Source organism: Pedobacter sp. MR22-3 (genome assembly GCF_026240075.1).
Classification (GTDB): Bacteria; Bacteroidota; Bacteroidia; order Sphingobacteriales; family Sphingobacteriaceae; genus Pedobacter.
In genome coordinates this window covers 223,382-241,433 of the sequence record NZ_JAPIVF010000004.1, presented here as the reverse complement: position 1 = coordinate 241,433, position 18,052 = coordinate 223,382, and the positions used below count along the sequence as shown (strand labels likewise).

Here is an 18,052-nt window from a genome sequence, read left to right as displayed (position 1 = left end):
TATTTGTCGGATAGGATGTTTAATAGCTTGAATAACTTATATTAGTTTTTCTTTTTAGGTGATTAAATAACCAGGGAATAATGAACTGTAAGCTATAGATCCCGAAATGCTTTGGCGGGATTACTTTCGTTGACGATATTTGCCTCAAATTCCTTCCAGACAGGTAATGGAATTCCTGCTTCTTTAACGATCTTTGTGAGAAAGGTATAATCAGAGTTCTGGTCTTTGTTTTTCAAGGCATTTTGTAATATCCGGTATACTTTTTCCTCACCCACCTTTTTTTCAAGGGCTAAAAGCACTAATGGTCCATAAGCGTAACGATAAGCATCATCCATTTCGTCTTTATCGCTGAACTGAGATAATGGAATGACCTTATTTTCTTTAAGTAGTCCTTTTTTAAACTTTATAGTACTTTTAGTTGAATCTTTACCATATTCATGCTCTGCGGCTTTGATCGAAAGGTATTCTGCTGTTGATTCAATAAAAAAGTCTCTTAAAGTTGAATTAGGCACGAAGAAAGTGCCAAAGTAATAATGGGCCAGTTCATGTGCGTAAAACGAAAACCTTACAAAATGATTCAGCTTTCCTGTTTTTGGATCTATGGTTTTGCTAAATGGTAGACCTGCGACCGCAATGGTCGGAAAAGTTACAAAGCCCCAGGATTGATTAGGGCCATAAGCTTGGATAGCTTTATGTTCTAAAAAAACAATTTTCTCTTTATACGGCACGCTTAACTTTTTTTCATAGAAGGTTTTTATCCCGGTTATTTGATGGTCGAAAGCAGCGGCAATGTCCTCTGGCATTTTGGCGTTCAGAAAATCACTTCCGGGAAACTCCTGTTTGTTATAATTTCCCATGAAAAGGAGCAAAGCCCGCGGTGTTGTGCTTTTAAAATTTGCGGTAGGGCCAGGTTTCGCTGAAGTTCCGTTGATGTAAATTGTCTTGCAATCCTGACAGTCTACGCTAATGTCATAGGTAAGCTTCTCTATCTCCCTGTCATTTTTTGTGTCATATATAACCGGATACCACTTGCTCTCCTCGGAAGCCCTTAAAGTTTCTCCATTCAATGCAATGATGGATTTGTAGTCAACCAGGTTCATCGTGTCCATATAAATCGGGAAAGCGCCCGTATAGCTCACGCGTATTATCTTAGGGGAAACAAGATATCTTTGACTGCGATATGGCCTATAATCCATTACGTCCCCTAGGGATTTGCTATTGAATCTAATAAAACCGGCACTATCCTCCATAAATTTTATATTCATGCCATGATGCAGACGTATTCTAAAAGCAGTGTCAAGAGCCGGGAGGTTAGAAAGCTTTAAATCTGCATAGATAGTGCCGGCTTTCATATTAACAGTCAGTTTTCCGGCAATATGAGGTACGGGAACCTCCGAAAAAGACTTGCTGGGACTAACTTTTGATGTGATATTCTGTGCTATACTGGTGTGGATTGAAAATATAAATAGAACTGAAAGTAGCTGCTTAAGATTCATGTTTACTTAATGTCTTTGGATGTAATGCCAAAGTTAAAATAAAGCTAGTATACTTTTTCTCTTTTAAAAATATTATCCGGATGAAGATGGTGATGAAAGGAAATCTACAGGCGGAGGCAAGTAACCTTAAAGAGATCATAAGGCTCATTTTAAGTTTTTTTAGCTTTTGAAGAAAGGGTGGATTAACAAGTTGTTTTCCTTATAGAAACTGATGTGCAGATACCTTAATCGCGATAAGATTAGAATTGTTAAACTCTTATTTTGTTGGCCATATTAAAATCGGCTGATATAATTTGGTCAATCTTTTAGCCTGGATTTAAATTCTAAGAAAGCATCTTCTTTCCAGGTGATTGTCCATAGAAAAGCTTGAATGCCCGAATAAAAGAGGAGTCAGATGTATATCCTATAGCCGCTGCAATTTCACCTACAGTCAGGCCACCGCTTATAATTAGGGTATATGCATGTTGCATACGCAATTCATGAATATATCCGAACACCGTTAATCCAAATAGGTCTTTAAATCCTTTTTTCAACTTAAATTCATTCAATAGAAATTTACTGCTAATGCCTTCTAGTGTTAAAGCAGATAAATAATTTATGGACAGAAAATCTTTAACAGCTTTTAACTTATCAATATCTATTTGGTTAAATACCTGCCAGGTGTTATAAGTTGTATTTGTTGAATAAGCACTCAAAGACAAAAATAACAACTCTTTCACCTTCGATTTTATATAGCTCTCTTTCAAATTATCGGCTACCGGCGGCCTTTGTAATAGTCTTAACACAGATATCTGGGAGTGGTTAGTGCTGTAAGGAGATTTGAATAATGCGAAACTCCTCATATCCTGACTCTGAGTGAGTAGTTCCTGATATGCGGCTCCGCATTCCTCGAGTACCTTATTAAAGAAGGACGTTTTCAATCCAACGCAGATGTACTCATAGTGCTGCTGCTCAGGAAAAAGAAAAGAGCTTGTCGGATCTATACAGTTTAATATATTAAATTGTCCTTGTCGCATAGTTTGGTCATCTTTTATGCCCGAAATGAATGCACCGGATTTACCGGACAATTGGAAGTGCATACTTACATGTGTGGTATCCTGAAAGTTGTTTACCCGAGTCCCTTTTTGAAATGATCCCGAAAATTTCAATAGATCAAATTCTGAAGTTCGCAAACTCTTAGAATAACAGCTAAAAACATTTGGTAATGAATCTGCTGAATCAGCCGTCATCATATCAGCTGTAAATTTTCTATTGATTAAGTTTTTAAACTCTTCTCCCGACAGTTCGTACATAATCCGTTTGGGTATATTTTTTATCCGTTCCAGTATATCCATTTAAGTGACAGCGGGCTAATTTGGTCACATGGAAATACCTATCAAATATACTATAGATATCAGCACATGGAAACGCAGAGATCACTATAATTTTTTTAGAACATTTGATCAGCCCTTTTTTGGGGTGACAACTCTAATAAACTGTACAGAAGCGTATAAATATTGTAAAGGCTATAACGTTCCGTTCTTTTTGTATTACTTGCATAAATCGCTTTCTGCTGTAAACCATATCAAAGAGTTTAGATACAGAATTGAAAATAATGAAGTTGTTGAATATCACCAGATCTCCTGTTCAATTACAGTATTGAGAAATGATGAAACATTCGGATTTGTTTATATTAATTATTACCCGGAGCTAAAAACCTTTATCGAGGAGGCCAGGGAATTAATTAAATCAGAAAAAGCAGCATCTGGCTTAAAGTTAAAATATAATCTGACGAACCTCATACATTATTCTATTCTACCATATACAAATTTCAGTAGTATGCAACATGCTCAAATGCTTGGAGCTGATGATAGTGTTCCCAAAATAGTATTCGGAAAACTAGTCTTTGAAAAGCAGCAAGTGCTGCTGCCTATCTCTGTACACCTTCATCATGCGCTCTGCGATGGCCTGCATTTAAGTAAATTTTTAGAAGAATTTGAACGAAGGATGCAGATTACTTCACCTTAGCAATTAATATAAACCGACTGTTGCATGATATTTCTAATTTTTGAGCAATGAATTTTATTGATAAACCGTCGATTTTAAATTCAAAGCTTTAAGCAGAAACGTTAGTATTTTATTTTTGATGTTTGTCGCTCTTGCTATGCCCGATGCCATTAGCGTTGGCACAAGATAGATTCTTACCTCATTACCTGATAGCTGCAGTCACCCATAATCGTAGCGCATGTTGATATCTTTCTTTAAGGTTCTGTAAGGTGTTTTGGAATGAGTGGCTATACCCTGTTTTAGAACGTTGCTATCAAGGTCAATTATACTGCTTGTTCCGGGAGTGTAAAAAAGAATTCTGCACCGTTATCTTTCGCGTTTTCTGCCCAGATGCTGCCTTCATGTTTGATGAGGATTTCCCTGCACAGAAAAAGTCCTATTCCGAAACCCGATACTGTAGGGCTTCCCTTAGAGCGGTAATAGCGGCCAAAAATCTTTTCCTCCTCGCTTTTTTCTATCCCGGGCCCCTGATCTTTTACCTTGACCAGTAGTCCTGCTTTATCTTTGCTGCAAAGGATTTCTATATTGCTGCCAAAGGGCGCATACTTGATGGCATTGCCGATCAGATTGTACATCACAGCAGAGATCTTATTACGGTCTGCAAATACTTTCAGGCTGCAGGTTGACGCAAAGGTGATCTTGTGTGTGCTGTGCATAAAGGAGAGCTCTTCGATGACTTCTTTAAGTAGATCCTGGAGCTGGAAAGATTCCTGTTGGAGTTCAAGACTGCCGGATTCCAGTTTTGAGATGTCGAGAAAGCCTGCAACCATCTTTGACATTTTATTGATCTGAATCTGCGATTTGTTCAATGCGTGCTCAAGACTATCACGGTTCATAATATCAAGCCGTGTTTTCATAATCTGGATAAAGCCATTCAGCGAGGTCAGCGGGGTGCGGAGCTCATGGCTTATCATCCCTATAAATTCGTTTTTTCTGATCTCTTCGTTCTTTCTCATGGTAATATCCAGGCAAGAGGCGATATATCCTGCAAAGGAACCGTCGGACCGGAACCTCGGAGGGCACTGGCATAAATACCAGCGGTATTCACCTTTACTATCTGGCATGCGGAATTCCATGTTGAAGACTTCCCGCTTTTTGAAACTTTCCATGTAGGCGTTTATGAAATGCTGCTTTTCTTCTGGATGGATAAGATCCACCCAGCCCTTACGCAGCAGTTCTTCCATCTTTCTTCCTGTTACCTTTTCCCAGCGTTTGTTGAAATATACACGGTTATTGTCCTCGTCTCCCACCGCGATAAGCAATTCGGTGCCTTCTGCCATGATCTGAAAGCGCTCCTCGCTTTCAGAGAGTTCGATAACTCTACGCTCCACGCGCTCTTCGAGTTCTGAATTAAGCTCATGAAGCTCCTTTCTAGTTTCTTCCAAAGCGCAGATCATATCCTTTTGTTCCTGGAGGGAGGTGAGTGTTTTTTCTGCTTTTTCGATCGCCTGTTCTTTCAGGGCCCTCTCGGTTACATCTATCGCGCTATTCAGCACGGCAATGACTTCGCCTTTGCCGTTTTTTATGGGTAGGTATTCAAAATCAAAGTAATAGGTGCTGATTTTTCCGTCAATTTCGAGTTCCGCGGGAGATCCCTGCCCGGAGCAGGTCTTGCCATCCAGCCATGCCTTGCGGAACATTTCGGGATAGGGCTGACTTTTAAGTTTGGGTAATGCCTCCAGCAAGGATTTGCCGATGACGCTGCTGTCCTTTCCCCATATTTTAAGCATTGCCCTGTTTGCACTCTGGATAACTGCATCTTCACCACGGTGAACCGAGGTTGCTGTTTTCGTTAAACTATATATCTCCAGTAATTCCTCACTGCTCATTAACCCATATCTATGGTTCATTAGAATAACGCTTAAACTGTAAATTTTTTCCTTATAAGTATCTTTGTATGTAGCTTTAACGTGGAAGTGCCTGTTATGTTTGCATGAATCTGAATTAGTTTTATAACTCGTGCTATTTAGCTAGCTTTTTAAAGGCTTATGATTAACACATATATCCAGGCCAAAGTCAGAACGGCGGTGTTTTTATTTTTGAATTTTTGTCGCTTTTGCTATGCCCAATACCATTAGCGGTGGGACAGGATAGATTCTGACCTGGTTTTCAGACAGCTTTATCCAGCCATAGTCGTAGCACATGTTTAGTCTAAGGCCATCTTCCGTTTCGTAAATGCTGGTCATAAATTTAAACTCAAATCCCTCATCGCGAAGTTTCCAGTTGCTGACCGCATGGCCTTTTTTGTTGCATAGTGATTTTAAGATCTGGTAGTTGCGCATGATGATGCGGTTGGTCTGCCCGAAATGTTCGGGTTCTTCCCATTTTTCTTTTTTTTTCTTTTCCCTGCCTGCTGCGTTCCGGCACTGGTCCCCGCAATAGATTTTGTCGGCCCTTCCCCCGAAGCTTCTTCCGCATTTGCTATAGGCGCAGTATTTCTGGTCTTCTATCTGACTTTCCATGATTACTTAAATTTATCGGTCTGTAAATCAAATTTATATCCGATTTATAAGCGGTTAAATCGGGTACCTAAAAATACAACCGACTGCATAAATTTCAAAATGCAAATTTGGAACAGTGATATTCAAAGGGACCTTGATAGGTCTTATCTCTAATTTTAATTGTATCTGTTATGGAAAAAAGAACAATTGCAAGCGAAGCTTTCTCTTATGGCAAGAGGAGTTTCTTTTTAGATTTTATGGTTGCCCGCACTGGCAGCAACTATATCCAGATTACCAAGCGTGAGCTTGAGCATGATGGCTCATATACCACCAGAAGGCTGGCTGTTTTTATGGATGATTTTGAGTGGCTGATTTCCGGGTTTTCTTCTCTGCTCCATTCGGCTGCGCATGCTGAAGCTAAAGAGTGTAGCGTCTATGACCTTTTTTCCAAAAGCAAGGCGGAGAAAGGGAGCACTGGGATAAAGGGGTGGGATCCCGCCTTACGTCCGCGGGAAAGATTGGCCGAGCTTGGTGCACAGGCGCTGGAAACTAAAGAGCTCATCGCTTTGCTTATCGGATCTGGAAGTAGGGAAGCAAGTGCAGTGGAGCTGGCAGAAAAAATGCTTTATAGCGTAGGTGGTGATCTGCAAAAGCTTTCTCAGATGAGCTTTTCTAAACTATCTTCTTTTAAGGGTATGGGAATGGGGAAGTGCTGCGCGGTACTTTCCGCCATCGAACTCTCACGCAGAATTAATCCCAATGTGCCAAAATTTACCTTTCAAAAAGGCAAAAGGCCAGTTGGGGTAATCAAATAGCTGTAAGCTTCCTCTGATTATTCTGGGTTTGTGAGTTATTTAAATTTTTAGAAAAATCGCAGGCACTTTAGCCAGAGTGTCAAATCCCCACTTTTTTCCTCATGAATTTTGACCAATAAAACGATTGGTCTTTGACATTTGGGAATGAAACATTATCTGGCCGAAAGCCGGAAATTCTGCGAAGCCTTGAGATAACGTCAACTTGGTGAAAGCGCACTGGCAGGCCTTTATGGCCCGGATCGGGGGATCTGACGTGAGTAGTTCCGAATTATATAAAATTTTCTGCCTCAGAGTTTTGGCAGGGTAAATTTAGCAAGGGGCATTCGCCCCTTTTTTGTTTATAAGCCGCTTTACTTACGCGTTTGCGAAAGCGTATAATGAGGGTTGGACCTGCACAGCTATTTATCTATTAATATAAATGCAGTTATAGTAGGAGCTATGGATTGCTCTACTGATTAATGGCATCCAAGACTATTACATTGCTATATATGGACATATTTATATATTCAGATAGTAGTATATCGGTAAATGTTGATTTCTATATATCTAAATATGCTAATACATAATCTGTTTTTTTTTAGCTGTTACAGGTTATGTATACAGCTATATTCATATATCTGTATGGTTGTGTATTTGAATATTTATATATGTAAATATATACGTCTCAGCCCGGATCATATTCTTTCCAAAACTTGCTAAGCTGCATAAGTGGACTGCTTTAAAAATTTAGGGATATTGGTAGCCTGGAACTGCCCCAAAAGACTGCTTTAGCTAATAGCGGATAACTGGAGCTTTGCTTCTATTTTTTGCCGGAACTGCTTTCTATCGGAAAACATATAAACTGAACTTTATTCTCAGCGTTTGCTCAGATGCAGATATAGGTATGTTCCTGGTTTTTTAGCCTGCAAGTTGTGTTTTTGTTGCTCAAAAACCCTACAACTTGCCCGCTTTTTTTTCGCCCGAAGGGGGCGAGCGGGATGAAAAAACGTCGCAACTAGTTTTTTCTTTTTAGGGAGGATCTTTTTAAACATTCAATATGGCCGGGAAAAAGAATGGGAGACCTTTAAAGCTTGAAGGGAAACGGACCAGGTTTATCAAGACCAGGGTTAGCGAAGAGGAATATGCCCGGGCGCGCGATCTTTGGCTTTCGCTGGGACTGAAAGAAAGTGACTTTGTCCGGTTAAAGCTATTGAAAGCTTCCTCTGTTTCCATAAAGCTAAATGCTGCTGAGGCTTTGAAAACGCTTGACAATATCGGCTCGGAGATCGGAAGATCCGGCAATAATATCAATCAACTTGCCAGGCACGCCAACTTCTTAAATAAACGTGGGATGCTCTCTGTTGAAGTTGTAACTAAATTCAATGAGCTGTTTTCGACATATATTTCCATGTTCAGGGATATGGAAAAATCTACACGTGAACTGCTCCGGCTGCTAAAGGCTTAAAGATATGATCGTAAAAATCCTCTGGAAGTCAAAAACTTTTAGGGCGGTCAGGTACAACACCAATAAGGTAGAAAAAAACAAGGGGGAGCTGTTAAAGGTTTCTGGCTTTGGTGCACTTGAGGGGCTTTCGGAAATAAAACCACAGGATTATATCAACTATCTTTCTTCTCTCGCTGCCCGGAATAAAAGGGTCGTGTACCCACAGTTCCATGCCATGATCTCTCCAAAAGGAAGATCGCTTGGCAAAGAGGAACTTGTTACCTTAGCCCAAGACTGGCTAAAAGGAATGGGATATGGCAATCAGCCCTATCTTCTTATCTTTCATAAGGATACCAACAACAATCATATCCACATGGTATCTTCAAGGGTAGACCGTGAAGGGAAAAAGATTTCCGACAGATATGAAAGAATCCGTGCTTACCGCGTACTTAATAAGCTTATAGGCAAAGATGAAAAGCAAGCTGCTGAAAAAGCGATTCAAAAAGCGCTAAAGTATACCTTTTCTACCAGGGCACAATTTATGATGCTGCTTGAGAGACAAGGGTATGGCCTGAAGGTACTTGATAATTACATGGAGCTTTCCAAGTTTGGAGAAAAGGTGGGCGGGGTAAGCTTAAAAAGTATTGAAGAAAGTATTGCACAGTTTTCTCCAGATGAAGAAAGAAAATTGCAACTCAAACAGATCTTTAAAAAATACAGACCCATCACAGATGCATCTTTGCAGGCCATAAGGGAAAACCTCTCCGGCGGTGAGAAGGGAAAGGTGACAGGCTATTCTTCTACACTAAGCGAAAAATTGTCTTCCTCATTTGGTCTTGAATTTGTATTTCATTTCAAAGGCGACAAACGCCCATACGGCTATTCAATTCTTGACCATTCCAGAAAGCAGGTCTTCAAGGGCGGAGATATAATGTCCCTTAATCAATTTATTGAACCCTCACCAGTCGCCCTGGAGCAGGTCGAAGGTGTCGATACAGGTATTTACGATAATAAGTTTTCTCCAAGTGAAGCGATGCTCCTGGAAAATCCAACAGAGCCAATATTTTCTCCTTTGCATAGCGAAATGAATGAAGGTATATCTATCTCTGATTTCGCTTTAGATATTGACATATCAGATGATATCGATGATGAGCAGATCCTTGGCAGGAACAGGCGAAGGCAAAAAAAGGCCAGAACAAACACACGCTAAAATTAATTACTTATGGTTATACTGATAGGAAACCAGAAAGGGGGTGCCGGTAAAAGTACGCTATGTATGTTACTGGCTTACTATCTTTCTACATTGAAAAAAAAGAAGGTTACCATCCTCGATATGGATTACCAGGCATCGATTTCAGGGAAGTTTGAGAAGGCTAAAATTCTGGAGAATGATCCCATCTATGAGGTAATACCATCAGATTTGAAATACTTTCCAGCGTTACTGGAACTGCTAAGTCAAAATAAGGAAGAATTTGTGCTCATTGATCTTCCTGGGAAAATGGATGATGATCTTTTGATTCCTGTTATCGCATCAGCTCAGCTTATCATCTGCCCGTTTAATTACGATGAATTTTCTGTCGACAGTACGGTTCTGTTTTCTCTCGTATGTAAAGAAATTAATAAAACTTCTCCAATGGTTTTCGTTCCAAACAGGATAAAAGCTACAGTAAAATATGAAACAAGGGAAGAGGTTGATAAAGCACTCTTCCGGTTTGGCGCAATTGCCCCGGCCATTTCCGACAGGATAGATTTTCAGCGCGTTGGTACTGTTCACATTCCACCCGGGCTTGTGCCTGTTTTCATGAACACACTTGATTTTATCTTTATGGGCTTCTTGCAGAAAGGCAATCCTTCATGAGTCAAATAAAGTCCCTGGCAGAACAATTAAAATCAAAACTTGGAGAACAAAAAGGAATTTTGACAAAACCTTCAGGTAATCTGGCCAACGAAAAACGAGCCGACAAAAAGACCGGGAAAAAATCAACACCTGATACCGGCGCGATAGTAAAGTTTATTGAATCCCTTCAAGACTTCCCTATGGATGGACAGGAGAAAATACTCATCCGAATAGACAAAAGATCAATGAATATATTAAGGGGGTTTAAAGTTGCATCAAATGTTGATATGACCCGCGTTATTGTATTTTCTCTCCATGAATTTTTAAAAAGCCATCCCTGGCTTAGCGATTATATTTCTCAAACATTAAATTCCATGACCCATGAGCTGGACTAACTTTTTGATTTTAATTTTTATTATTTACATCCTTTACTATGCTTTAATCCTATTTTTTGATCTTTTCATTTCTCCAAAAGCAACTACGGGTGATATTGCTGAAGACGAATTGTTCTTTTCCCAAACCTTTGCTCCCGAGCTTATTACGCCTGTGGAAGAACCGGAAGCATCCACGGTTTCTGACGAGGCTGATGCTAGAGGACTTAAAGCAGGCCTTTCGTCCGGAACGATTAGCTCCAGTGGAGGAGTAGGGTTGAAGCAGCTTTTTTCATTAGCAAAAAACAACCTTATAGAACATACCAGGGCGATACCTTATTAGTTTCTTCCCGTGAAACCACATTATATTTCATTTGTAGCAGCGCTGGCTGCTTTTTTTATGTCCTGTGTTTTTTCGGCCAGCGCCCAGCCAGGGATATCTGAGTTTTATTCTGCCTCTACCGAAGTGAAGAGCTGGTATTTTTCTATGTCAGATCTTGTTCTGGTCATTGGTGCAATAGCAGGGATTTTTGGTGGGCTAAGGGTCTACTCTAACTGGCAGATGGGTAAACACCATATTGATGCCCAGGTAATGGGCTGGTTTTTTTCCTGTCTTTTTCTTTCCCTGATCGGAGCCTTCCTTAGGGGCCTCTTCCGATTGTAATTACATTTTTATTTACTTCTTATTCAATTGTTATGGCAAAGAAAAGCAAAAAACTTTTGTCATTGGCCGCATTATTATTTGCCGCCCAGTCGCTTTATGCACAAGCCGGTGGAGGAACAACCGGTATTAATGCAGCGACATCGTCCCTCACCTCCTATGTAGATCCTGTATCTACCCTTACTTTAGCAATTGGTGCCGTGGTAGGCATTATTGGCGGAGTTCGGGTTTATATCAAGTGGAACTCAGGTGACCAGGACATTAACAAGGAAATAATGGGCTGGGGTGGGTCCTGTCTTTTTCTCGTACTGGTTTCTGTTGTCATTAAGGCATTCTTCGGGGTTTAAAATGAAGTTGTATTTCGTGTACAAGGGGCTGCAAAAGCCCCTTGTTTACCGGGGATTCAAGGGCAAATATATTGCCTATGGCATTTCCTCCCTAGGCCTTGGCCTGGTACTAGGCGGCCTTTCCGGGGCCATGGTAAATATGTATATGGGAGGCCTGGTTACCATCGCTTCCATTGCCGCAGGTCTGAGTTATACTTTTTCTAAACAGCGGTCCGGCCTCCATGACAAGACCAAATCAAAAGGGATTTTCATTCATAGAATTTATTTAAGGTGGGGCTATGGGAAAACAGGAATTTAAATTGCCCTATGCCGGAATTGATGAAGTGAACGGAATATCGGTATTATATGGAGAAGAGGGAGATTTTTCAGTAATCCTATCCATATCAAATCCTGTGCTTATCTATTCCGCTGATGAGGCGGCATATAAAGATTTTCATCGTTTACTACTAAATGTAATCAAGATTCTCGGAGAAGGCTATATCATACAAAAGCAGGACATTTTTTCGAGAACGGTTTATTCTCCAAAAGAGCAAACCGGGTGGTTGCAACAAAAATATGATGAACATTTTTCAGGCCGGGAATATATTGAACATTCCAGTTTTTTGATTATTACCCGTCAGGTTAAACGACGGGCAATGTATGTTTACGATAAGAAGGCCTTCATGGGTTTTCTCTCCGATGTTGCAAAGATCGCCGAACTGCTTAAAGGGGCATCGATATCGCCTAAAATGCTAAGCCGGGTGGAGATAGAAAAATACATAGCCAGAATGCTGGCAATGGATTTTTCAGCTGAGCATTTTTCCCTTAACAATTTTCGGGCAGGAGATAATGAAATTGGGCTGGGCGAAAGGGCTGTGCGTTGCATGAGCCTTGTTGATGTAGATGCTATTGATCTGCCGGAATCAATTGGCCCTTATTTAAATCTGACTGATGGAAAGGGATTAGAGGGATTTCCAATGGATAATTTACATTTTCTATCTTCTGTCCCCGGGATATCATGTTTGATCTATAACCAATTGATAGAGGTTCCAGGCCAGGGAATGACCCTGAACAAACTTCAGTTAAAGCGGAAGCGCCATTCCGGGGTGCCCGACCCTGCTAACCAGATGTGTGTAGAGGACATCGATAAATTACTGGTGGATGTAGCAAGGGAAAATCAATTATTGGTTAATGCCCATTATTCGCTGCTGGTGTGTTCCAAGCTCGGCTCACTTGAAACTAGCTGTAATTACATTGAAGCGGCACTATTTCAGCAGGGGATTATCCCGTCAAAAAATGCCTATAACCAGCTGGAACTTTTTAGAAGCGCGCTCCCTGGAAATGCAGTAGCGCTTAAAAAATATGATTGGTTCCTCACCACATCAGATGCTGCATTATGCCTTTTTTATAAGGAACGGCAGATGGCAGATGAGCCTTCGGCGTTTTTAATGCGCTTTGCCGATAGAAGGGGAATCCCGGTAGGAATTGATTTGGCAGATTTGCCCATGGAGAACGGAAGGATCACCAATCGGTCAAAATTTGTACTTGGTAATTCTGGAACAGGAAAGTCGTTTTTCATGAACAGCTTGCTCGAGCAGTATATGGGCTATAATTACGATGTAGTAATAGTTGATGTTGGGCATTCCTATTCCGGCTTGTGCAGTTATTTTAAAGGGAAATATTACACCTACACCGAGGAGCATCCGATAACGATGAATCCTTTTTTGATATCTGAGTCAGAGTATAATATTGAAAAAAAGGATTTTCTAAAAACGCTGATCGGGCTACTTTTAAAAGGGGCAGAGGGCCATGTTTCACAGATTGAGGATACGGTTTTTTCAAATGTGCTCTCTGCCTATTACTCGGATTTCTTTCTTGGCGATGCAGCATATGCCTTGTGCTTTGATACCTATTATCATTATTCAGTAGCAAAAATTGCCGAAATAATGCAAACGGAAAAAATCAGCTTTGATCTGGATGAGTACCGTTATGTGCTTAAAAAATTCTGCCTTGGAGGGGAATATGGTAGGTTACTGAATGAGAGTTCAGATAAATCTGATTTTACTGAGCGGTTTATAGTCTATGAAATAGACTCCATAAAAGAAAATAAGATCCTTTTTCCCATTGTTACGCTCTCAATTATGGATCTGGTGCTTCAGAAAATGAGGTATAGGACCGGTCAGCGAAAAGCTTTGGTCTTAGAGGAAGCATGGAAAGCAATCGCTTCGCCACTGATGGCCAATTATCTTTTATTCTTCTATAAAACAATGCGGAAATTCTGGGGAGAACCTATTGTGGTAACCCAGGAACTGAATGATATTATCGGGAACGCTGTTATCAAGGATTCTATACTCGCAAGCTCTGATACCATCTGTCTGCTAGACCAGTCTAAATATAAGGGCAATTATGAGCAGGTAGCCAAACTACTCGTCTTACCCGAGGCGGAGCAGCGGAAAATCTTTACCGTAAATGCACTGGAAAATAAATCCGGGCGGGGAAAATTCAAAGAGGTATACATCAAGCGCGGGGGTATAGGTGAGGTATATGGCGTAGAAGTATCCCTTTTTCAGTATCTAACATTCACAACAGAGAAACCTGAAAAAACCGCGGTAGAATCCTATGTCTCACGTCTGGGATCCTACCGCCTGGGCCTTGAGCGGTTCATCGCTGATATGAAATCCAGTGGTCTTTCATTGCCCGATTTTGTCCGGAAGGTAAATGCAACAGCTTATAATTAAACATGCTAGTATGAGAAAAATAATCATTTTTTTATCAATTGCGCTTTTCGTTCAGATTTCCAGAGCGCAGGTATATCTTGACCCAACAACAGCTGCCGCAACCGCTGCACACGCCGGGGTAATGAACAGCGGCTTATCGAGGACCAGTGACAACCTGACCCTTGTTCAAAGAGCCCAGCTTGCTGTGACCGGGCAGCTTGGCGTTGTAAACGATCTGCAGTCAACTATTTACCGTGGCCTTTCAGAGGTATCCGGGGTGATGAGGTCGCTGCTTTCGGTAAAGGATATCTATGAGATTTCGGAGGATATTGTGCAGGTTGTAAATAAGGCTGTCAATATCAGCTCATCCGATCCACTTCTTTTACTATTCGCTGAAGCAGGGGCAAGGGAATTTAAAACCAGATCGATAAAATTGGGAGCAGAGGTGAGCTCCTTTGTATTGAAAGAAGGAAAAGACGCCCTTATGGATGCTGGAGAAAGGGCCAAACTGCTGAACAAAATTGTAACCGAACTCACCATTTTGCGGGGAGTGGCTTACGGCATGCATCGCTCAATGTATTGGGCGAAACAGCGCGGTATCTTAAATTCGCTCAATCCATATGCGGGATTTATCAATATAGATAAGCGTATCGCTGATGACATTATCCGAAACCATAAAATACTCAAGCAATGAAAAATGTGGTATTTTTTTTCGCTTTGACTATATTCTCGCTTTCCTCGCATGCCCAGCTTAACGTGACACTCTTACACCAACTGGTTGAAAACAGCAAAACCGAACACGGAAAACAGACCGAAGCCAGGGATCGGCAGCTTGTTGCCTCTGCAAATGAGGAAGTAAATAAAACACTAATGGTGAGGTTAAAAAATACTTACAGGGATATTCATTCAAGGTTTAAAACGCTGAGCCTTGCAATTGATGCCTCGCAGGTAGGGATTGAAGCATACCCACTTATTAATGATATCTCGCAAAGCCAAGAAACTATTTTCTGGTTATGTAAAGATGACCCGATATTATCTATTCTTGCGATTAAGGCAGAAATGGATATGGGAGATAAGGCACATTCATTACTAAACTTTTTATATGGAATCGCTCTTTCAATAGGCGATATTAACCAGATGAAGCAAAGTGACCGGAAGATGCTTTTTTCTCATGTATTGACCGAATTACGCCTGATAGCGGGTGCCTCCCGGGGACTTGCGGCTACGCTTTCTTATTCTAATAGAAAGAAAGCTTTAGAGACAGTTAACCCATTTTCAGATTTTATCAATATGGATAAGGCACTAATAGAAAGTATTCTTCGAAGAAAGAATATACTTAAAAACTAAATTTATGGGAGCATATATCACAACGGTATTATTACTTGCCCTTACCTATTCGGTCCAGGCCCAACGGTTGGTATTCGACCGGGGACATTTTGCGATTGTAAATGAAAATGGTGCAATCCGCCTCGCTGCTGAAAATACCTATAGTAACTATCAGAATGCTATAAACAACAGGCTTTCAGATATTAATGTAAATCTAGGGGCAGTGGTAATGGTCCAATCTCTGATCCTTTCTTCGCTCCGAGAAGTTGATCAAGGGCTAAAAAGCGCGATTGCCGTAAGACAGATTGGAAGTCTGGTAGCGGAAATCACCTCGGAAAGTAACGGAATGTTAGCAATGGCCAGGTCAGATCCGCACCTTCTGCTTTTTGCAGAAGATGTTGCAAGGCAAGTTAAAAACAGGGGCATAGGGCTTTTTTCCGAAGTTTCATCTTTCGTACTAAAAGAGGGTGAAAATGTATTGATGGATTTTGAAAAGCGGGATGCACTGCTAAAAAAGATTGCCCTGGAACTCCGCGTCATCCGAGCGCTTGTATTCAGCATGAAAAAATCTATGTACTGGGCAAAAATGAATGGCGTATTGCGTTCTTTGAATCCATATCAGGATTTTATTAACCAGGATCTGCGCACAGCGGATAATATTTTATTTAAATCAAAACTCCTAAAACAATGAAAAAATATCTAGTGATGTTTCTTTTTTGTGCGTTGGGTCTTTTAGCAATTGCACAAAAAAAAATAACGGACAAACACATTATCTATCAGCAGGAGCGCATGGTCTTCAAACAATGGGATAGGGATAAGTTTACCCCAAAGCCTGGTTTTCTGGGCCTGAATCCGGAATATTGGATCACCTGGGCGCTGCATCCCAATTATCCCAAAACCGATCTCAGGCCACTTGGGCCGGTGGGACCGCAGACGCAAAGGCTAATGTTTGCCGCCGCCATGCAGAATACAGACAACCTCTATAAGTTGCATTCAGATACCTTGCGCAATACCGCATTGAGCGAGGCTTCGAATTATTCTTCAGCGCTGAGTTTTGCAGACCCATTATGGCTGATGTATTACCGGAATGAATTTGAAGGTTTGCTAAATCAGGCTGATTCCGACTTGTTAACCGGGTTATCTGCTGCTGAAAAAGGATATCTGATCTCTTCAGGATTACTTAACTGGTATATCGATGAAAGCCATGCGCTTTTAGAAAGGCTGGAAATAGCCCGTTCAACTACTATAGACCGGGGTTCAAGGATTATGGCTTATCACAGAATGCTGGGTGAGTACAGAAAACTGATGGCCAGCTGGGAGATAAAAAAGTCAAAAGCAAAAACTTTTCTTTCCATCCGATCTTCAACAGAAAAATTGAGGAAAGGGAATCCTGTTGATGTTAGCGGCGGAAAGACCGATATCCAGATCGCTGACGATATCCTTAAAAAATCAAAACTGTAAATATGACCTTACCTGCTATCCTGACCGGCACTGCCGGTTTTTTTGTGCAATCTGTTCCCGACTCATTCAAGGATACCTTTAATTTTCTTCAGGGAAACGGGGTGTATGAGGAGGGAATGATGCATTTCCTTCATGAAATGAAAAATACAATCTGGACCCACTATGATGCCTTTATTGCTGATGCACAGGCCCTGGCTGCGATTTTCATGCTTATATTTTTTGCAATAAAGAGTTATGAAATGATCTCCGGCGATAAACAACTGGAAATTATGCCTTTATTGCGTCCTTTTGGGCTAACCATGATAATTCTCTGGTGGAGCATATTTACCCGGGTCCTTGCCTATCCGACTGATGTTGTGGAACAGAAGACCTCTGCGATGTTCGATGGAAGCCAGGCAGAAATCAACGATCTCAGGCTCCAGCGGGCGAAGCTGATGGTGGAAGTTTCAGATCAGCTTTTAAAGTTTCAGGCTGAAACGGAAACAGCAAAAACAGAGGCGGATACCTGGTATGAAAATGCCTGGGAATCTGTAAGCTCTTCAGTGAAAGAAGGATTTTCTGAAGTTTGGAAGCCCGTTGTAGAAATGCGGAACCGTTTGCAGATCGGCCTTCAGCTCCTGGCGACTTCCTTACTGGAAACACTAGCCATTTGGATATTGAGGATATGTACCTACATCATATTTATTATCCAGATTATCTTTTCAACCATTCTGATTATCCTTGGCCCTTTTTCGGTTGCGGTATCGATTCTTCCTGCTTTCAGGGATTCCTTTTCCACCTGGGTGGCAAGGTTTATTTCTGTAAATCTTTATTCGGGAATTGCCTATCTGGTGATGTATGTAGCCTCGCTTTTTCAGCATTATGCATTGGAAGCAGAAATAACACGCTATCAGGAACTGATAGGAACGGGAGAAGCCAGTCTTGAAAAACTGGGATGGTTTGCCGGTAATGGAATACTGTCTTTTGGAATGGTAATCGTAACCTTTATAATAGGTGCACTGACCATGTTAACTGTTCCGAGCATTTCAACATGGATTGTATCAACATCCGGCATTTTATCTGCAGCAAGTTCGATGGGCAGAGGAGCATCAAGTATGACCAGGGTTGCAGGACAGATTATGGGAGGGTAGAA

The 18,052-nt window shown here is 41.1% G+C and carries 20 protein-coding genes; 16 read left to right on the top strand and 4 right to left on the bottom strand.

Annotated elements, in window-relative coordinates; all coding sequences use genetic code 11:
• Window positions 1-92 precede the first annotated feature (92 nt).
• Both OQ267_RS10960 and OQ267_RS10955 read right to left on the bottom strand, forming a co-directional pair.
• Window positions 93-1,352 (bottom strand): M1 family aminopeptidase, encoded by a 1,260-nt coding sequence (locus OQ267_RS10960; RefSeq protein ID WP_265835929.1) that lies wholly within the window; start codon window positions 1,350-1,352, stop codon window positions 93-95.
• Window positions 1,353-1,819: 467 nt separating this feature from the next.
• The gene (locus OQ267_RS10955; RefSeq protein WP_265835928.1) at window positions 1,820-2,830 is read right to left on the bottom strand and encodes a helix-turn-helix transcriptional regulator; all 1,011 of its coding nucleotides are present in this window, start codon (window positions 2,828-2,830) and stop codon (window positions 1,820-1,822) included.
• A gap of 28 nt (window positions 2,831-2,858) precedes the next feature.
• On the opposite strand from OQ267_RS10955, the gene OQ267_RS10950 reads away from it, so the two are divergent.
• Window positions 2,859-3,503, top strand: a complete 645-nt coding sequence (locus OQ267_RS10950; protein ID WP_265835927.1) for a chloramphenicol acetyltransferase — start codon at window positions 2,859-2,861, stop codon at window positions 3,501-3,503.
• A gap of 302 nt (window positions 3,504-3,805) precedes the next feature.
• Here the strand turns inward: OQ267_RS10950 and OQ267_RS10945 are convergent, their stop codons facing one another.
• Window positions 3,806-5,371, bottom strand: coding sequence for an ATP-binding protein (locus OQ267_RS10945; protein ID WP_265835926.1), 1,566 nt, complete (start codon window positions 5,369-5,371; stop codon window positions 3,806-3,808).
• A 204-nt stretch (window positions 5,372-5,575) separates the two neighbouring features.
• Window positions 5,576-6,004, bottom strand: a complete 429-nt coding sequence (locus OQ267_RS10940; RefSeq protein WP_265835925.1) for a hypothetical protein — start codon at window positions 6,002-6,004, stop codon at window positions 5,576-5,578.
• A gap of 170 nt (window positions 6,005-6,174) precedes the next feature.
• Between OQ267_RS10940 and OQ267_RS10935 the strand changes: the two genes are divergently transcribed.
• The 15 genes from OQ267_RS10935 to OQ267_RS10865 all read left to right on the top strand — a co-directional run bounded on the left by OQ267_RS10935 (window position 6,175) and on the right by OQ267_RS10865 (window position 18,050).
• The gene (locus tag OQ267_RS10935) at window positions 6,175-6,798 is read left to right on the top strand and encodes a UPF0758 domain-containing protein (RefSeq protein WP_265835924.1); all 624 of its coding nucleotides are present in this window, start codon (window positions 6,175-6,177) and stop codon (window positions 6,796-6,798) included.
• 1,036 nt (window positions 6,799-7,834) lie between these two features.
• The gene (locus OQ267_RS10930; protein WP_265835923.1) at window positions 7,835-8,242 is read left to right on the top strand and encodes a plasmid mobilization protein; all 408 of its coding nucleotides are present in this window, start codon (window positions 7,835-7,837) and stop codon (window positions 8,240-8,242) included.
• A 4-nt stretch (window positions 8,243-8,246) separates the two neighbouring features.
• Window positions 8,247-9,431, top strand: a complete 1,185-nt coding sequence (locus OQ267_RS10925; RefSeq protein ID WP_265835922.1) for a relaxase/mobilization nuclease domain-containing protein — start codon at window positions 8,247-8,249, stop codon at window positions 9,429-9,431.
• 12 nt (window positions 9,432-9,443) lie between these two features.
• Window positions 9,444-10,079: a ParA family protein gene (locus tag OQ267_RS10920; protein ID WP_265835921.1), complete on the top strand. Its 636-nt coding sequence runs from the start codon at window positions 9,444-9,446 to the stop codon at window positions 10,077-10,079.
• Window positions 10,076-10,453 carry a hypothetical protein gene (locus OQ267_RS10915; RefSeq protein ID WP_265835920.1) on the top strand — a complete coding sequence of 126 codons (378 nt, stop codon included), beginning with the start codon at window positions 10,076-10,078 and terminating at the stop codon, window positions 10,451-10,453. The genes OQ267_RS10920 and OQ267_RS10915 overlap by 4 nt, the downstream gene beginning before the upstream one ends.
• Window positions 10,440-10,772: a hypothetical protein gene (locus OQ267_RS10910; RefSeq protein ID WP_265835919.1), complete on the top strand. Its 333-nt coding sequence runs from the start codon at window positions 10,440-10,442 to the stop codon at window positions 10,770-10,772. Before OQ267_RS10915 ends, OQ267_RS10910 begins: the two co-directional genes overlap by 14 nt.
• Before the next feature lie 9 nt (window positions 10,773-10,781).
• Entirely contained in the window at window positions 10,782-11,093 is a 312-nt protein-coding gene (locus OQ267_RS10905; protein WP_265835918.1) for a DUF4134 domain-containing protein, read from the top strand.
• Between the two features lie 32 nt (window positions 11,094-11,125).
• A complete protein-coding gene (locus OQ267_RS10900) occupies window positions 11,126-11,437 on the top strand; it encodes a DUF4134 domain-containing protein (protein WP_265835917.1) in 312 nt (103 codons plus the stop codon).
• A gap of 1 nt (window position 11,438) precedes the next feature.
• Window positions 11,439-11,735 (top strand): DUF4133 domain-containing protein, encoded by a 297-nt coding sequence (locus OQ267_RS10895; RefSeq protein ID WP_265835916.1) that lies wholly within the window; start codon window positions 11,439-11,441, stop codon window positions 11,733-11,735.
• The gene (locus OQ267_RS10890) at window positions 11,716-14,154 is read left to right on the top strand and encodes a TraG family conjugative transposon ATPase (protein ID WP_265835915.1); all 2,439 of its coding nucleotides are present in this window, start codon (window positions 11,716-11,718) and stop codon (window positions 14,152-14,154) included. Before OQ267_RS10895 ends, OQ267_RS10890 begins: the two co-directional genes overlap by 20 nt.
• A 10-nt stretch (window positions 14,155-14,164) precedes the next feature.
• Window positions 14,165-14,827: a hypothetical protein gene (locus tag OQ267_RS10885; protein WP_265835914.1), complete on the top strand. Its 663-nt coding sequence runs from the start codon at window positions 14,165-14,167 to the stop codon at window positions 14,825-14,827.
• A complete protein-coding gene (locus tag OQ267_RS10880; RefSeq protein WP_265835913.1) occupies window positions 14,824-15,480 on the top strand; it encodes a hypothetical protein in 657 nt (218 codons plus the stop codon). Before OQ267_RS10885 ends, OQ267_RS10880 begins: the two co-directional genes overlap by 4 nt.
• Window positions 15,481-15,484: 4 nt before the next feature.
• Entirely contained in the window at window positions 15,485-16,150 is a 666-nt protein-coding gene (locus tag OQ267_RS10875) for a hypothetical protein (protein ID WP_265835912.1), read from the top strand.
• Entirely contained in the window at window positions 16,147-16,920 is a 774-nt protein-coding gene (locus OQ267_RS10870; RefSeq protein ID WP_265835911.1) for a hypothetical protein, read from the top strand. Before OQ267_RS10875 ends, OQ267_RS10870 begins: the two co-directional genes overlap by 4 nt.
• 2 nt (window positions 16,921-16,922) lie before the next feature.
• Window positions 16,923-18,050, top strand: a complete 1,128-nt coding sequence (locus OQ267_RS10865; RefSeq protein WP_265835910.1) for a plasmid transfer protein — start codon at window positions 16,923-16,925, stop codon at window positions 18,048-18,050.
• Window positions 18,051-18,052 lie beyond the last annotated feature (2 nt).

Bases quoted from the DNA above. Each gene is read 5' to 3' on its own strand.
- OQ267_RS10960 (WP_265835929.1), bottom strand. From the start codon at position 1,352: ATGAAAGCCGGCACTATCTATGCAGATTTAAAGCTTTCTAACCTCCCG.
- OQ267_RS10955 (WP_265835928.1), bottom strand. From the start codon at position 2,830: ATGGATATACTGGAACGGATAAAAAATATACCCAAACGGATTATGTAC.
- OQ267_RS10950 (WP_265835927.1), top strand. From the start codon at position 2,859: ATGGAAATACCTATCAAATATACTATAGATATCAGCACATGGAAACGC.
- OQ267_RS10945 (WP_265835926.1), bottom strand. From the start codon at position 5,371: ATGAGCAGTGAGGAATTACTGGAGATATATAGTTTAACGAAAACAGCA.
- OQ267_RS10940 (WP_265835925.1), bottom strand. From the start codon at position 6,004: ATGGAAAGTCAGATAGAAGACCAGAAATACTGCGCCTATAGCAAATGC.
- OQ267_RS10935 (WP_265835924.1), top strand. From the start codon at position 6,175: ATGGAAAAAAGAACAATTGCAAGCGAAGCTTTCTCTTATGGCAAGAGG.
- OQ267_RS10930 (WP_265835923.1), top strand. From the start codon at position 7,835: ATGGCCGGGAAAAAGAATGGGAGACCTTTAAAGCTTGAAGGGAAACGG.
- OQ267_RS10925 (WP_265835922.1), top strand. From the start codon at position 8,247: ATGATCGTAAAAATCCTCTGGAAGTCAAAAACTTTTAGGGCGGTCAGG.
- OQ267_RS10920 (WP_265835921.1), top strand. From the start codon at position 9,444: ATGGTTATACTGATAGGAAACCAGAAAGGGGGTGCCGGTAAAAGTACG.
- OQ267_RS10915 (WP_265835920.1), top strand. From the start codon at position 10,076: ATGAGTCAAATAAAGTCCCTGGCAGAACAATTAAAATCAAAACTTGGA.
- OQ267_RS10910 (WP_265835919.1), top strand. From the start codon at position 10,440: ATGAGCTGGACTAACTTTTTGATTTTAATTTTTATTATTTACATCCTT.
- OQ267_RS10900 (WP_265835917.1), top strand. From the start codon at position 11,126: ATGGCAAAGAAAAGCAAAAAACTTTTGTCATTGGCCGCATTATTATTT.
- OQ267_RS10895 (WP_265835916.1), top strand. From the start codon at position 11,439: ATGAAGTTGTATTTCGTGTACAAGGGGCTGCAAAAGCCCCTTGTTTAC.
- OQ267_RS10890 (WP_265835915.1), top strand. From the start codon at position 11,716: ATGGGAAAACAGGAATTTAAATTGCCCTATGCCGGAATTGATGAAGTG.
- OQ267_RS10885 (WP_265835914.1), top strand. From the start codon at position 14,165: ATGAGAAAAATAATCATTTTTTTATCAATTGCGCTTTTCGTTCAGATT.
- OQ267_RS10880 (WP_265835913.1), top strand. From the start codon at position 14,824: ATGAAAAATGTGGTATTTTTTTTCGCTTTGACTATATTCTCGCTTTCC.
- OQ267_RS10875 (WP_265835912.1), top strand. From the start codon at position 15,485: ATGGGAGCATATATCACAACGGTATTATTACTTGCCCTTACCTATTCG.
- OQ267_RS10870 (WP_265835911.1), top strand. From the start codon at position 16,147: ATGAAAAAATATCTAGTGATGTTTCTTTTTTGTGCGTTGGGTCTTTTA.
- OQ267_RS10865 (WP_265835910.1), top strand. From the start codon at position 16,923: ATGACCTTACCTGCTATCCTGACCGGCACTGCCGGTTTTTTTGTGCAA.